The organism is Paracoccus luteus, from assembly GCF_004522155.1.
In the GTDB taxonomy this organism is placed as follows: Bacteria; Pseudomonadota; Alphaproteobacteria; order Rhodobacterales; family Rhodobacteraceae; genus Paracoccus; species Paracoccus luteus.
The window spans coordinates 125,083-139,978 of record NZ_SDEA01000001.1 but is presented as its reverse complement, the minus strand read 5'-3'; the positions used below and the strand labels follow the sequence as shown (position 1 = coordinate 139,978).

General features: G+C 71.2%; 15 protein-coding genes and 1 pseudogene. 14 read left to right on the top strand and 2 right to left on the bottom strand.

Annotated elements, in window-relative coordinates; genetic code table 11:
* Window positions 1–478: 478 nt before the first annotated feature.
* From EPA64_RS00680 to EPA64_RS00640, 9 genes are all read left to right on the top strand, one after another.
* Complete coding sequence (locus EPA64_RS00680; protein WP_167626550.1) at window positions 479–1,306, top strand: hypothetical protein; 828 nt, start codon at window positions 479–481, stop codon at window positions 1,304–1,306.
* A 10-nt stretch (window positions 1,307–1,316) separates the two neighbouring features.
* Window positions 1,317–2,222 (top strand): hypothetical protein, encoded by a 906-nt coding sequence (locus EPA64_RS00675; protein WP_134724322.1) that lies wholly within the window; start codon window positions 1,317–1,319, stop codon window positions 2,220–2,222.
* 2 nt (window positions 2,223–2,224) lie between these two features.
* A complete protein-coding gene (locus EPA64_RS00670) occupies window positions 2,225–2,959 on the top strand; it encodes a hypothetical protein (protein ID WP_134724321.1) in 735 nt (244 codons plus the stop codon).
* Window positions 2,956–4,086 carry a hypothetical protein gene (locus tag EPA64_RS00665; RefSeq protein WP_134724320.1) on the top strand — a complete coding sequence of 377 codons (1,131 nt, stop codon included), beginning with the start codon at window positions 2,956–2,958 and terminating at the stop codon, window positions 4,084–4,086. Before EPA64_RS00670 ends, EPA64_RS00665 begins: the two co-directional genes overlap by 4 nt.
* Entirely contained in the window at window positions 4,074–5,000 is a 927-nt protein-coding gene (locus tag EPA64_RS00660; RefSeq protein ID WP_134724319.1) for a prenyltransferase/squalene oxidase repeat-containing protein, read from the top strand. Before EPA64_RS00665 ends, EPA64_RS00660 begins: the two co-directional genes overlap by 13 nt.
* Before the next feature lie 326 nt (window positions 5,001–5,326).
* Window positions 5,327–5,815, top strand: a complete 489-nt coding sequence (gene dut / locus EPA64_RS00655; RefSeq protein WP_246026538.1) for a dUTP diphosphatase — start codon at window positions 5,327–5,329, stop codon at window positions 5,813–5,815.
* A 1-nt stretch (window position 5,816) separates the two neighbouring features.
* Window positions 5,817–6,932 (top strand): HesA/MoeB/ThiF family protein, encoded by a 1,116-nt coding sequence (locus EPA64_RS00650; RefSeq protein WP_134724318.1) that lies wholly within the window; start codon window positions 5,817–5,819, stop codon window positions 6,930–6,932.
* 243 nt (window positions 6,933–7,175) lie between these two features.
* Window positions 7,176–9,224 (top strand): M3 family metallopeptidase, encoded by a 2,049-nt coding sequence (locus EPA64_RS00645; RefSeq protein ID WP_134724317.1) that lies wholly within the window; start codon window positions 7,176–7,178, stop codon window positions 9,222–9,224.
* A gap of 7 nt (window positions 9,225–9,231) precedes the next feature.
* The gene (locus EPA64_RS00640; protein ID WP_246026537.1) at window positions 9,232–9,669 is read left to right on the top strand and encodes a hypothetical protein; all 438 of its coding nucleotides are present in this window, start codon (window positions 9,232–9,234) and stop codon (window positions 9,667–9,669) included.
* An 85-nt stretch (window positions 9,670–9,754) separates the two neighbouring features.
* Here the strand turns inward: EPA64_RS00640 and EPA64_RS00635 are convergent, their stop codons facing one another.
* Complete coding sequence (locus EPA64_RS00635; RefSeq protein ID WP_134724316.1) at window positions 9,755–10,390, bottom strand: SH3 domain-containing protein; 636 nt, start codon at window positions 10,388–10,390, stop codon at window positions 9,755–9,757.
* A 222-nt stretch (window positions 10,391–10,612) separates the two neighbouring features.
* Between EPA64_RS00635 and EPA64_RS00630 the strand changes: the two genes are divergently transcribed.
* Entirely contained in the window at window positions 10,613–11,614 is a 1,002-nt protein-coding gene (locus tag EPA64_RS00630) for a 2-hydroxyacid dehydrogenase (protein WP_134724315.1), read from the top strand.
* A gap of 28 nt (window positions 11,615–11,642) precedes the next feature.
* Window positions 11,643–11,765, top strand: a pseudogene (locus EPA64_RS17025) (4Fe-4S binding protein); the annotation flags it as partial.
* 72 nt (window positions 11,766–11,837) lie between these two features.
* Here EPA64_RS17025 and infC read toward each other — a convergent pair.
* Entirely contained in the window at window positions 11,838–12,377 is a 540-nt protein-coding gene (infC, locus tag EPA64_RS00620) for a translation initiation factor IF-3 (RefSeq protein WP_134724722.1), read from the bottom strand.
* 211 nt (window positions 12,378–12,588) lie between these two features.
* Here infC and EPA64_RS00615 point away from each other — a divergent pair, with 211 nt between their 5' ends.
* From EPA64_RS00615 to fabA, 3 genes are all read left to right on the top strand, one after another.
* Entirely contained in the window at window positions 12,589–13,215 is a 627-nt protein-coding gene (locus tag EPA64_RS00615) for a hypothetical protein (RefSeq protein ID WP_134724314.1), read from the top strand.
* On the top strand, window positions 13,212–14,261 hold the full coding sequence (locus tag EPA64_RS00610) for a glycosyltransferase family 2 protein (protein ID WP_246026536.1): 1,050 nt from the start codon (window positions 13,212–13,214) through the stop codon (window positions 14,259–14,261). Before EPA64_RS00615 ends, EPA64_RS00610 begins: the two co-directional genes overlap by 4 nt.
* Before the next feature lie 119 nt (window positions 14,262–14,380).
* A complete protein-coding gene (fabA, locus tag EPA64_RS00605) occupies window positions 14,381–14,890 on the top strand; it encodes a bifunctional 3-hydroxydecanoyl-ACP dehydratase/trans-2-decenoyl-ACP isomerase (protein ID WP_134724313.1) in 510 nt (169 codons plus the stop codon).
* Window positions 14,891–14,896: the final 6 nt, after the last annotated feature.

Genomic DNA, 14,896 nt, shown 5'->3' with positions numbered 1-14,896 from the left:
GGGATGCGCGCCGCGTCAGAACAGTTGCACGAATCGGACGCCGCGCTTACCATTTCGGCCGATCGCAACAGATACGCATCACTGAATCCACTGCCAAGCCCGGAATGTCTGCGAAGCGTGTCGTGGGCGCAGTAGCTTGCAGCCACTTCGTTCCCGACAGATCCGTGGACCATTCCGGGATTGCCCGCGCGCAGCCAGCCTTGCGCGGCGCCGAACGAACATCTCTCGCGGCATTGTCGCCCGCCTGAGACAATGAAAGCCCGCCTCGCCGGCAAACGGGACGAGGTCATTCTGCATGAAAACGACTGGCGCATGATTACGCGCCGATCATCGGAAAGCTATGGAAACGGCCGCCAGACCGGAACGTCAATCCTGACGCGCCTGCCTGATTGTCCCGCGCCGCGGATCGCAAGCGCGGAAAGGGGCGGGGGACATGGCTGATCGCCACCGGTCGGACCGGCTTCACAAGGGGATTGCGATGGCATTCACCGACAATTGCGACGTGTTCGCGTCGATCCATGAAGACGGCATGAACCGGATCGCCCGTCACATCATGCGGCAGCGCCCGTCCTGGTTCAATTTCGCCACCCCCGACGTGGCCGCGAACCGGGAACTGTGGTGCTCTAATCCCCGTCCGACGGGGGACGTGACCCGGTTCGGCAATCCGATCTTCACCATCATGCCCTATCTGCCGGTCATCGGGGCGGATTCGCCGCCGGTGGGGCTTGGCTTTTGCGCGCAGATCACCCGCGCCCAGATCGATTTCCACCCCAGCAGCGTGTTCGGTCTGCCTGACGAGCTTGGCTCGAAGCTGGACGAACAGCGGCTTGCGATCGAGTTCCAGGTCTGCGGGGGAATCCGCTGCCCGGAACGCGATTATCTCGACAAGATCCCCGTCGCGCCGCCCCCCGATCCCCGAAAGAACGAGGGGCGCGACCGGCCGCCGCAGGTGCAGGTTCCGGGGCGGATGAACTGCTTTTGCCTGGACGTTTTCGCCGTGGCGCATGTCGAACGCGAATTCATCAACGGGGTCGAACGGGTGGTCGGCAAGCTGGACGGCATCGAGATCGTGGATGTCGCCCCCGAGGGGCTGGAGGCGAACATGGAATGCTATATCCGCACCGCCGTCAGCCTGTATCTGCGCCAGAAACTGGCCATTCCGCTGAAAACCCTGTTCGTCGATTTCCCGCTGTTCGGGATGGGCACCGTGTCGCTGGCGCCGACGCCGAACCCGCCGGTGCCCCACAATCCCGCCGTCGAGGAGGACCAGCTGAAAGCCTTCGTGACGATGACCGTGACGCCATAGGACAGATGCCATGAGCCACCTGACCATTGCCGCATCCGAGAAATCCTTTGAACAGCTGTTCAAGCTGGTTCGCGACGGCTTTACCTTCGCGAAATCCGACGGCGGCAGCTTCGGCCCCTTTTCGGCAAGCTATACGATCGCGCTGCATCTGGAAAAGGGAACCATCCAGCTGAACAATGACGGCACCGTTCAGATCAAGGCGCTGGACGTCGTCTGGGACACGCTGCTTCTGAAGGTCTGCTTCGACTTTCCGGGCTTTACCATTCCGGGATTCTGCATCATCCCCGATCCCTGGAACGGGTGCCTGGTGGGGATTCCCGACATCCATATCGGCGGGCCGATCTGCATCCCGCTGAACCTCAGCGAGCTGGTCAGCGAAATCTCGGAAATACGGGCGCGGCTTGACGCAAGGTATTTCGTCGATCCCGGCCGCCTTCCGGCGTGGAGCGACCTTGAAGCCGAGTTCGCCGGCAAGCCCAACAAGTGGCGCATCTTCATCGACCCCGACTTTGTCAGTGTCGATCCGATCGACATTCCCGCAACCGTCGGCAACCTGTTCGAGAACCTTGTCGAACAGGCGATCGAAGACCTGCTGCCGGGCTGGCTGCCCGGTTTCGCCAAGGACATCCTGATGGCGTTCCTGGCCCCCGTGGTCGAGATCGTCAAGGGCGTCATGGACATCTTCGATTCGGTCGAGGATTTCATCCAGGATCTTCTGGGCAATCAGCTGGACCTGCTGGGCATCATCGAAACCATCGTGGCGGATCATTTCGCCAACAAATACCCGATCTATCAATTCGAGGATCCTTATCCCATCCTGACCGACGGTCCGCTGATCCCGGTCAAGATTCCCCTGCGAAACCTCAAGGCCGACGTGACCTCGCAGGAAATGATCGTAACGGGAGACATTGGTTAGCCATGAGCAAACTGGACATCGACCCCGCCCTTTTCGCGCAGTCCGGCCTGGACAGCGGCGCCCTGACGATGCTGGGGGCGATCGTGCACCGGTTCGAGAAACCGGGCGAGTACCGCGGCACGGTCCGACGTGGCGACGACATCGAGAACGTCTTTTACCTGTCCGTCGACCCGGAAAGCCCGGTCGCGGCCGCCGACATCGACCTTGCCCGTCTGGCCGGCTCGCTGCCCCGGCAGGGCGACGCGGCGGATTGCTGCTGCCCCAAGCCGGCCGAGACGCGGTTCTCGGTCAATCCGCGCGGCTATGCGCTGTTTCGCGTGTCGGGCGGCAAGGGCGGCTATTCGGTGAACATGCGCCGCGCCGACCCCAGCGAGGATACTCCGGTCTTCAACAGCACCCTGCTGGACGACGGGCAGATCTTCAGCGCGCGCATCCTGCGCCCCGGCACCTACAGCGTCGCCAACACCCGCGGCAGGGGCCGCGCCGCGCTGACGGTCGGCCGCCCGCCCAAGCCCTTTTCGGGCTATCGTCCACCCGAACCGCTGCGGGTGGTCGTGACCGAGGGCGGGTTCGATCCCGAACGGATGGACCTGCAGCCCGCGCAGGGCCTGATCTTCGAATGTCGCGCCCCCGCCCGGATCGTCATCAAACCGGAACGGACGGGCGAGGACCGGGGCGGCGAGGAACGAACCGGCGACGAACGGGCCGAACGCCGCCGCCGCCCGCGCGCCGAATGAACACGGCCGCCCGCAGCCGGGCGGGGCCGGACGACGCCGGATGGGCGCGGGCAACGGATGGCGGCGGCGCCATTCCCGTGCGGGACCGCCTTTCGGGGCTGATCGCCGATTTCGGGTTGGCGGCGCAGCGCACACGCATCCTTGCCTGCTATGACGCGATCTTCGGCGGGTCGCTGGACGCCCCGCCCGGCACCGGGCCACAGCGCAATTCGCGCCTGTCCGAGGATGGCACGCCCGTCCAGTTCGCCACCGCCGCCGGACCGGCCATCCCGTCGCTGCGCCTGGTCGGCGACCCCGCCCTGCCGCAGGACACGGGCGCGGCGCGGCTGGCGCGCGGGCGCGCGGCGATGGAACAGGTGGCGGGCATCCTGGGCATTCGCGCCGAACTCGACCGGCTGCGTCCGCTGCTGGCGGTGCTTGCGCCGGAAGGGGACCGCCACCTGCGCGACGACCCCGCGGGCGCACTGTGGATCGGGGCGGGTTTCGCGCCCGGAACCGCGGGCCGAATGCGGCTGTATCTCAACGGTGCATGGGGCGGCGCGGCGCAGCGGCGCGGCCGCCTGGCGGCCTTTGCCGCGCATTTCGGCCAGTCGCGCGAATGGCGCGCGGCCGAGGCACGGCTGCCCGCCGGCCTGTCGCCGCTGGGCGTGGCGCTGACCCTTGCGCCCGGCCGCGCGCCCGCCGGGGCGCTGTATCTTCGCGGCTTCGGCCTTCGTCTCGACGATTTCGCCGAACTCGCGTGGCACGCTGGGGGGCCGGTGAACGCGCAGTCGATCCGGGCCTTCGGCGCGGCGCTGCTGGGGGCCGGTGTGGCCTGCCCCACGGCCAGCGCGGTCGTGTCGCTGGGCTTCGGCGCGGGCCCGGTCCTGCCCGTCGATCTTGAGTTCTGCGCCCACTGCCTTTTCCGCAACGATGCCGAGGCCGGGCAGCGGCTGCTCGCCCTCCTGTCGGCGCTGGACCTTGACCCCGGCCCCTATCGGACCCTTGCCCGGCACATGCAGCCGGGGGCCGACGCGGCGGGCCCGCCGCGTATCCATTCGTTCGTCGGGCTGGACGCCAAGGCCGCGCCGCCGGCCTGCACCGTCTACATGAAGCCCGACCTGACCGCGCGCCGATGCCCGGGCTGAGGGCGCTGCTGGAGAACGCCACCCGCCGCGCCGCCGATCTGCTGGTGGCGCGGCAGAACGCCGACGGGTCGTGGACGGACTGGTCGCTGCCGCCCGGACCGTCGTCGGAATGGACGACCGCCTATGTGGGCCACTGCCTGTCGCGGACCGCAGCGCCCCTGCGCCGTGACCTGGCCCGGCCGATGGCGCGGGCCGCCGCGTGGCTGCAGCGGCATCGGTTCCCGGACGGCGGCTGGGGTTACAACCCGGCGGTGCCGTCCGACGCGGATTCCACGGCGCTGGCGATCCTGTTCCTGGCGTCCAACGGCACGCCCGCGCCGCCCGGCGCGATTGCGCAGCTGCGCCGGTTCCAGCGCGCGGACGGCGGCTTTTCAACGTTCCTGCCGGACGGGCTGACCGGATCATGGGGCCGGTCGCACCCCGAGATCACGGCGGTGGCGCTGCTGGCTGCAGGGGGTCGGCGCGACCCCGCCATCGACGCGGGCATCGCGTGGCTGCGCCGGGCGCGACGGGGCGACGGCACCTGGAACGCGTTCTGGTGGGCGACGCCCATCGGCGCCACCGCGCTGGGGCTTGAGGTTCTGGCGGCGGCCGGCTGTCCCGAACCCGTGCCCGATGCGGTGCTGCGGCTTGATCCCACGGACAGCCTCGGGGCCGCGCTGCTCGCCTCCTGCCTTGCCGCGCAGGGGCGGTCGCCGCGGCTCGAGGATCTCGCCCGGCGGTTGATCGCGGCGCAGGCGCCGGACGGCAGCTGGCAAGGCGCGGCCGCCCTGCGCGTCACGCGGCGCGACTGCGACACCCCTTGGGACGACCCCGCCCCCGGCCCGCTGTTCGCCGATCCCCGACGGATTTTCACCACGGCCACGGTGCTGGCCGCGTTGTCGAGGGTGCAGGGCTTGGCGGATCGGACCTGACGGGCGCGGCCGATGCCCCTTTCAGGGGACGGCAGGATGGCGGGTGGAGGGCCATGCGAACGCCGCTGCGGCCCCGGTGCCGCCTCGGCAGGCCGCGCGAACGCCTGCTGTGCGATGCGCGCCGGGCGATGCTCCTGCGCCTGCGTTCCGCCCCCTGCCCCTGCGATCCGCCACGCGCCTGCGTTGCCACCGCCCCCGCGTTGACTGGCCCCTACGTTGCCCCCGGCGCGCCTCTGCACCGCCCCCCTGCGATGCCCACGCCGCCCGCGTTGCTCACAATCCGCGCGGCGCGTAAACATGGCGTCGTTCATCCGAAAGGCGCCGACGTGTCCCCACATCCCCCTTTTCCCGCCACGCCCATGCCGGTCGAGATCAGGATGCTCGATCCGCGCCTGAACGACTGGGGCCTGCCCCGCGCGCAGACCGCGATGGCGGCGGCGGTGGACCTGTTCGCCTGCGTGGACGCGGACATGGACGTCCGCGCGCAGGAACCGGCGGTGCTGGTGCCCTCGGGGGTGGCGATCCATATCGCCGACCCGCTGCTGGCGGCGATGATCCTGCCGCGGTCGGGGCTGGGGCATCGCGGGCTGGTGCTGGGCAATGGCGTCGGGCTGATCGACGCCGATTACACCGACCAGATCATGGTCAGCCTGTGGAACCGCAACCCGCCGGGCAGCCCGCCGATCCGGGTCAGGCCCGGCGACCGCATCGCGCAGATGCTGTTCGTGCCGGTGGCGCGCCCGGCGCTGCAGGTGGTGCAGGCGTTCTCGCGCGCCTCGGACCGCAGCGGCGGCTTTGGCTCGACCGGGGTCTGAGATGGCGTGGCTGGGCCTGACGCTGCTGGCGGCGCTTGGCTGGTGGCGCCTTGGCGCGGCCCGCGTGCTGCTGGCGCTGGCGGTGCTGTGGGCCGGATGGGTGCTGGCGGCCCTGTGGGCGGGCGGGCTGGACGAGCGCGCGACCGGTCGGCTGGCCTTGGGGGCCGTGCTGCTGCCGGTGGGCGCTTATGCGCTGCTGATCGGCGCGCTGCGGCGCAGGGCGGCCCGCGCCGCGACCCCGCGGCCGGGCGAAATCGGCGCGCGCCCTGGCCCGGCGGCGCGCCTTGCGGCCCCGGCCCAGCCCCCTGCCCCCGCGCCCGACATCGCCCCCCCGGCCGACCCCGAAGGCCCGCTGACCGACCCCGAGCTGGACCGCTATGCCCGCCACATCGTCCTGCGCGAACTGGGCGGCGCGGGGCAGCGGCGGCTGCGCGCGGCGCGGGTGCTGGTGGTCGGCGCGGGCGGCCTTGGCGCGCCCGTGCTGTCCTATCTGGCCGCGGCGGGGGTGGGGCGGATCACGGTGGCCGACGACGACACGGTCGGCCTGTCGAACCTGCAGCGGCAGGTCATCTTCGCCACCGCCGACATCGGCCGCCCCAAGGTGCGGGCCGCCGCCGACGCGATGGCGCGGCTGAACCCCCATGTCGCCGTCACCCCGCTGGCGCGCCGGATCACGGCGGACGACGCCGCGCTGGTCGGCGCGCACGACCTGGTGCTGGACGGCACCGACAGCTTTGCCGCCCGCGCGGCCGTGAACGCCGCCTGCGTCGCGGCGGGGGTGCCGCTGATCGCGGGGTCCATCGCCCAGTGGGAAGGCCAGGTGGCGCTGTATGACCCGGCGCGCGGCGGCCCCTGCATGGCCTGCCTGTTCCCGGCCGCGCCCGCCCCTGGCCTTGCGCTGTCCTGCGCCGAGGCGGGGGTCGTCGGCGCCCTGCCCGGCGTCGTCGGCAGCATGATGGCGATCGAGGCGATCAAGCACCTGTCCGGCATCCCCGACAGCGGCGCGGGATCGGGCCTGCGCGGCCGCATGGTGCTGTTCGACGGCCTGTGGGGCGAGACGCGCAGCATCGCCACCCGCGCCCGCCCGGGCTGCGCCGTGTGCGGCGGGACCGGCTGAGGGCGGGGGGCGCGGGGCGGACGAGAAAGCGGGCGGACGCGGGGCAACTCGCGGCGCGGCATGGCGCGGCCCGTCGGCTGACCTCAACTGCGGGGGCAAAGAGGTTCCCCCCATGACCGCCAACGCCCAGTCCCCAGCTGAGCCGCTGGACCGGCCCGACGCGTGCCCGACGTGCGGGCGATATGCGGCGGCATGGCGCAATCCCGGCCGCTGACCTAAGCTGCGGGGAAAAGAGGTTTCCCCATGACCGACGCCGCCCCCAATCCGCAGCTGACCCGGTGGACCGGGCCGGCCGGCCTGCCCCGCTTTGACCTGATCGCGGACGGCGACATCCTGCCCGCCGTCCACGCCGCGCTGGCGCAGGGGCGCGCCGCCCATAAGGCGATTGCGACCGACGACCGCCCCGCCGATTTCGCCAACACCATCGCCGCGATGGAACTGGCCGACGAGCCGCTGGACCGGGTCATGGCGGTGTTCTCGACCCTCGCCTCGACCTGCGCCACGCCCGTGCGCGACGCGATCCAGCGCGAACTTGCGCCGCTGCTGTCGGCCTATGGATCGGAAATCGTCACCGACCCGCGACTGTGGTCCCGGATCGAGGCAGTCTGGGCCGCCCGCGACGCCCTGCCCGAGCCCGAGGCGCGGCTGACCGAGCTGACGCGCCGCAATTTCCTGCGCGGCGGGGCGGCGCTGGACGCGGCCGGGCGCGACCGGATGGCGCAGATCAGGTCGCGGCTGGCGGTGCTGTCCACGCAGTTCGGCCAGAACCTGCTGGCCGACGAGCGCGACTTTGTCCTGCCCGTCCCCGACGACCGCATGGGCGGCATCCCCGGCTGGCTGGCCCGCGCGATGCGGCAGGCGGCGGCGGAACGCGGCCTGTCGGGACGGATCGTGACGCTGGGCCGGTCGCTGATCGTCCCGTTCCTGGAACATTCGACCGACCGCCCCCTGCGCGAGGCGGCGCAGCGCGCGTTTCAGGCGCGCGGGTCGGGGGCAGGCGCGGGCGGGGCCGCGACCGACAACCTGCCCCTGATCGCCGAGATCCTGGCGCTGCGGCACGAACGGGCGCGGCTGCTGGGCCACGACGACTATGCCGCGATGAAGCTGGAACACGAGATGGCGCGCGACGCCGGTCAGGTGCGCGATCTGCTGACGCAGGTCTGGGCCCCCGCCGTCGCCCGCGCCGCCGAGGATCAGGCCGCGCTGGAGGAGATGGCCCGCGCCGACGGGCTGAACGGGCCGCTGATGGCCTGGGACTGGCGCCACTATGCCGCGCGCCGCCGCCGGGCGCTGCACGCCATCGACGACGACGCGGTCAAGGCGCATCTGGGGCTGGACGCGATGATCGCCGCGGCCTTTGACGTGGCGGGCCGCCTGTTCGGCCTGACGGCCGAGCCGTTCGCCGCGACGCTGTGGCACCCCGACGTGCGCGCCTGGCGCATCCTGCGCGACGGGCGCGAGATGGCGGTGTTCCTGGGCGATTACTTCGCGCGTCCCGGCAAGCGGTCGGGCGCATGGTGTTCCGCGCTGCAGCCCCAGCACCACATGGGCGCGGGCCAGCGGCCCATCGTGGTCAACGTCTGCAACTTCACCCCCGGCGACCCTGCGACGCTCAGCTGGGACGAGGCGCGGACGCTGTTTCACGAATTCGGCCACGCGCTGCACCACATCCTGTCGGACGTGCCCTGGCCCTCGATCTCGGGCACGTCGGTCGCGCGCGACTTTGTCGAGCTGCCCAGCCAGCTTTACGAACACTGGCTGGAGGTGCCCGAGGTGCTGGCCCGCCACGCCCGCCATGTGCAGACCGGCGCGGCGCTGGAACCCGACGCGGTGGCCCGGATCGTGGCCGCGGACAAAGCCGACGCGGGCTTTGCAACCGTCGAATACCTGGAATCGGCGCTGGTGGACCTTGCATTCCACAGCGGCCCGCCGCCCGCCGATCCGATGGCGCGGCAGGCCGAGGTGCTGGCCGATCTGGGCGCCCCGGCGGCGATCCCGATGCGCCACGCCACCCCGCAGTTCCAGCACGTCTTTGCGGGCGACGGCTATGCGGCCGGCTATTACAGCTATATGTGGTCCGAGGTGATGGACGCCGACGCATTCGCCGCGTTCGAGGAGGCGGGCGACCCCTTTGACCCCGCCACGGCGGCCCGGCTGGAGGCCGCGATCCTGTCACAGGGCGGTTTGCGGCCCGCCGACGACCTGTGGATCGAATTTCGGGAACGAAAGCCGGGGGTTGAGGCGTTGTTGCGTGGACGCGGCCTGTCGCCGATCGTTTTCAAGAGGGAGTAACACAGAAATGACCTATCTCAAGCCCGCCCTGGCGCTGGCAGCCGCGATGTCCCTGACGGCATGCATGCCCGGTGCCACCACCACCACCATCTCGACCCCCGGCGAAGAGCCGGTCGTCGTCGTCGACGGCCCGCCCATTGCGCCGGCCGCGCCCGTCGCCACCAGCGGCGTCGAGGGGGCAGACTCGATGAACGGCACCTGGAACCTGGTCGCGTCGCAGTGCGGCGATCCGGCCAGCGAGGGCCGGATGGTCATCGCCGGCAACAAGTTCACCTTCCCCACCACCGAATGCACCGCGACCGGGGCCGAGGTGCAGACCAACTACACCTCGCTGACGCTGGGCTGTTCGTCGGCCGAGAACCGCCAGCTGAACGTCTCGCTGCGGCCGGGCCGGCTGCGCGTGACCGAAGGCGCGACGACGCTGACCTATTACCAGTGCAGCTGACCTGATCCGAACGCGGCGGCCGGTTCCCCCCGGACCCGGCCGCATCACACGCCCGGCCGCATCACAGCCCCGCTTGCGCGGCCGGTCACTCGCGCGTCTCGTCCGGGTCGACGCCCCACAGCGAGGTCTTGACCGTCCAGCCCTTGGCGCCGCCGCCCGAAACGCGGCACCAGTCCGGGTCGCATTCGTGCAGCCGGACGATGGCCCCCGCCTCGGCCCGCGCAATGACGGCGGCGTTGGGGTCGGGACGGGCGCGCAGTTCGGCCATGTCGGTGGTGATGATCGCGGTCCGCACGCCGGACAGCAGCGAATAATGCACCCAGCCGCCGGCGCCGTCCTGATCCTCGACCCGGCGCCAGTGGCCGAACTCGGCCACCACGCGCAGCGGCATGCCGGAATGGCGGAACACCCAGTCGATGCGGTGCGACAGGCTGGGACCGCGCCGGGCGTTCCCCTCGCCCCCCTTCAGCGAGACATAGCGCGGCAGCGGCAGGTTCGTGACAGGCCCGCGGTTCGGATCGCGCGGCTGCGACTGGTGGCGGCTGATCAGGGAATCCGCCGTGACCTCGGACGGGTCCACCTGCACGGGGGCGTCCCTTGCCGCGCTGCCGTCGCCGGACGCGTCCTGCGCGGACGCGGGCAGCGCCAGGCCAAGCGCCAGCGCCACCGCCAGCGTCGCCGCGCCCAACCGGGATCGGGGCGCGGCCCGCGCCACGGCCATCGCGCGGGCGCCCCGCACAAGGCCGGTCCACCCGGCCGCACGCCCCGCCGCGGCCCGCGAAAGCTGACAATCGTGCATGGTCGCTCTTTCCTGTCCGGGCGCGTGCGGCGCCGCCATTCCGCCTCGGGCACCGGCCCGCCGGGCCGGCCCCTGCGGGGTCTTGTGCCTGCCCCGCCTTGCGGGCAGTTTGCCAAAACCGGCCCGGCAATGAAAGAGGTTCCCATGACCGTTCCCGCGTCCGCCCGCCCCCGCCTGACGGTTGCGGTGACGCGCCGGCTGCCGCAGCCGGTCGAAAGCCGGATGGCGGAACTGTTCGACGTGCGGCTGCGCGACGTGGACGTCAAGATGAGCCGGGACGAGCTGGCGCAGGCGATGCGGGACTGCGACGTGCTGGTTCCGACGGTGACGGACCGGGTCGATGCCGCGCTGCTGGCGCAGTCGGGCGAACGGCTGCGGCTGATCGCGAACTATGGCGCGGGCGTCGATCACATTGACGTATCGACCGCCCGCCAGCGCGGCATCCTGGTCGCAAACACCCCCGGTGCCACGACCGAGGACACCGCCGACATGGCCATCGCGCTGATGCTGGCGGTCACCCGCCGCATCCCCGAGGGGCTGGCCGAAATGCAGGCCGGCCGCTGGGAAGGTTGGGCCCCCACCGCCCATCTGGGCGGGCGCATCGCGGGCCGGCGGCTGGGCATCCTGGGCATGGGCCGGATCGGGCAGGCCGTGGCGCGGCGCGCGACCGTCTTCGGGATGCAGATCCACTACCACAACCGCCGCCGCCTGCGCCCCGAGACCGAGCAGGCGCTGCAGGCGACCTATTGGGAAAGCCTGGACCAGATGCTGGCCCGCATCGACGTGCTGTCGATCAACGCGCCGCACACGCCCAGCACGTTCCACCTGCTCAGCGCACGGCGGCTGAAGCTGATGAAGCCCACCGCGGTGATCGTGAACACCTCGCGCGGCGAAGTCATCGACGAGAACGCCATGACCCGCATGCTGCGCGCGGGCGATCTGGCCGGCGCGGGCCTTGACGTGTTCGAGCACGGGCACGAGATCAACCCCCGCCTGCGTGACCTGCCGAACGTGGTGATGCTGCCCCACATGGGATCGGCCACGGTCGAGGGGCGGCTTGAGATGGGCGAAAAGGTCATCATCAACATCAAGACCTTTGCCGACGGCCACCGCCCGCCGGATCTGGTCGTGCCGGGGATGCTTTAGCGCCCGTCCGGGCCGGGCGGCGCGGCGGGTCGCCCTCGGCATGCTGTTCCGGGGCGGGGGCGTGTTCTGCGGCTGGCTGTGCCCGTTCGGCGCCCTGCAGGAACTGACCAACGCCGCGGCCCGGCGGCCGGGGGGGCGCCGGATCGCCATGCGCGGCAACAAAAAAAACGGCCTGCCCCGGTGTCCCGCGGGCAGGCCGTCGTCATTCAGGGGCCGCGCGCACTTACCGCGGCGCGATCATCATCACCATCTGGCGGCCTTCCAGCTTGGGCATGGATTCGACCTTGCCCGCCTCGCCGACGTCGGCCGAAATCTTGTTCAGCAGCTCGACGCCCAGCTGCTGGTGGGCCATCTCGCGGCCGCGGAACCGCAGCGTGACCTTGACCTTGTCGCCCTCGCCCAGGAACTTCATCACGGCGCGCATCTTGACGTCGTAATCATGGGTATCGGTCCCGGGGCGGAACTTGATCTCCTTGATCTCGATGATCTTCTGCTTCTTCCGGGCCTCGGCCTCGCGCTTTTGCTGTTCGTACTTGAACTTGCCCAGATCCATGATCTTGCAGACCGGCGGCGCCGCGTTGGGCGAAATCTCGACCAGGTCCAGTCCCGCCTCTTCGGCCAGCTGCATGCCGCGCGCAGGGGTGACGACCCCGATGTTCTCGCCCTCGGCGCCGATCAGGCGGATCTCGGGGACGCGGATGCGGTCGTTGGTCCGGGGGCCGGTGTCACGGGTCGGCGGGGCATTGTGCGGTCTGCGGGCTATGGCAGTGGTCCTTGGATGGCTGATACGATGGCGGACAGATAACGATGCGGGCGGTGTTTTTCAACCGGCTTTGCAGGCGGATCGCCGGGCATTTGCACGGTATTCTCACGGTTTTCGCGGCCCGGTCGGCTTTTCGCCGCGCCGCATCCGTGCCATAGCCTTGTCACCCGGCGCGGGCGGCGCCGCGGGCGACGACACAAGGGGACGGCCGATGGCGCGCGGTGTGATGGTGGTTGTGGTTCTGGTCCTGCTGGGGCTTGGCGGCTGGCTGTGGATGCGGGGCGACATTCCGGGTCTTGCGCGGCCCGCCGATGCGCCCGCCACCGCCCCCGAGCAGGCAGCCGACGCCGCGGGCGATGCCGCCGATGCCGCGGCCGACGCCGCAGCCGTGGCGGCCGATGCCGCGGCCGAGGCGACCACCGCCGCCGGACAGGCCCCCATCGCCCCCGCGACCGAGGCGGCGCAGGCCGCGCAGGCCGCCGCCGAGCAGGCGATCAAGGCCGCCGACCAGGCCGCCGACGCCGCCGCCCAGGCCGATGCGCAGGCGTCGGCCGGCAACCAGGCCGACGCGGCCGCAGCGACCCGGACGGCGGGCGACGCCGCGCGCCAGGCGGCCGAGGCCACCCGCGACGCGGCGGGCGCCGCCGAAACCGCCACCGATCTTGAGGCGCTGCTGACGCCCGAAGGGTTCGACGCCGACCGCGTGGCCGCGGTCATCGATTCCAGCGACATGGCGCCGGCGCAGAAAACCACGCTGAAAGCCGTCGTGGCCGCCGCCGCGACGAACCCCGCCCTGCTGCGGTCGGCGCTGGAACAGGTCAAGGCCGTGATGCCATGACGGCGGACACCGCGCGGGCCGCGGTGGCGCCCGCATCGGCGATGCGCAGCGCCGCGCCCGCGGCCGATGGCGCGCAGGACGCCCCCACAATCCGTCCCGCGCCCGCCGACCCCGCCGGCGGCCGCCGCCCGCCCGAGCCCGCCGCCGCCCCCGCCGCGGCGCGGCCCCGCCGGACCGAGGCGCTGGCCTCATTCCTGACCGAGGCGCGGGGCGATGCGCTGACCCGCGGCCCCATCGCCGTCATCCTGATCGAGGATGCGGTCGAGGTCGCCTCGACGCTGGAACATCACCTGCGCGCGGGGTTCAAGACGATCCTGGCCGTCTCGCCCGAACCGCTGGCGGCGGCGCAGATGCCGCTGGACCCCGGCGGGCGTATCGTCAATCTGATCCACGACAGCCGCCGCCCCGGCGCGCACACCGATGTCGTGAACGCCGTGATCCAGGCCGCGCCCCGCGACAGCTGGCTGTATTACGGCTATAACGCCGAATATCTGTTCTATCCGTTTTCCGACACGCGCACCGTCGGCGAGATGCTGGCCTTTCACGCCGAGGAACGGCGGCGGGCGATGCTGACCTATGTGATCGACCTTTACGCCCCCGACCTTGCACGGTTCCCCGACGCCGTCAGCACGTCCGATGCGATGTTCGACGGCACCGGATATTACGCGCTGGCCCGGACGGACCGGCAGGGCCACCACAAGGACCGGCAGCTTGATTTCTTCGGCGGCCTGCGCTGGCGGTTCGAGGAGCACCTGCCCCCCGACCGCCGCCGCATCGACCGCATCGCGCTGTTCCGCACCGAACCGGGGCTGCGCCTGCTGCCCGACCACCGGCTGAGCGTCGAGGAGATGAACACCTACTCCTGCCAGTGGCACCATAATCTGACGGCGGCCGTCGCCTCGTTCCGGGTCGCCAAGGCGCTGGCGCGCAACCCCGGATCGCGCGCGGAAATCGCGACCTTCGCCTGGCGCAACTCGCAGCCGTTCCGGTGGGACGCGCAGCAGCTGATGGACTTTGGCCTGATCGAACCGGGGCAGTGGTTCTGATCCGCCCCGGCGCGCAGCGCCGCCCGGAACCGGCCCCGCACTTGCACGGCCGCGCGCCGCGATGATAAACGAAACGTCAACACGGCCGGCGCTGGACCGGATAGCAGGGCGGACACACGATGGCGATGGACAGAACCAGCTTTGACCGCGATGCGCTGCTGGCCTGCGCGCGGGGCGAGCTGTTCGGCCCCGGCAACGCGCAACTGCCCGAACCGCCGATGCTGATGATGGACCGCATCACCGACATCAGCGAGGATGGCGGCCTGCACGGCAAGGGCCATGTGGTGGCCGAGTTCGACATCACCCCGGACCTGTGGTTCTTTGCCTGCCACTTTCCCGGCAACCCGATCATGCCCGGCTGCCTTGGCCTTGACGGGCTGTGGCAGCTGACCGGGTTCAACCTGGGCTGGCGCGGCTGGCAGGGGCGCGGCTATGCGCTGGGGGTGGGCGAGGTCAAGCTGACCGGCATGGTCCGCCCGGATCGCAGGATGCTGACCTACAAGGTCGATTTCACCAAGGCCGTGCAGACCCGCCGGCTGACGATGGGCGTCGCCGACGGCATCGTCGAGGCCGACGGCGAGGTCATCTACCTCGTCAAGGACATGAAGGTCGCTCTCTCCGAGAGCTGAAGCCAG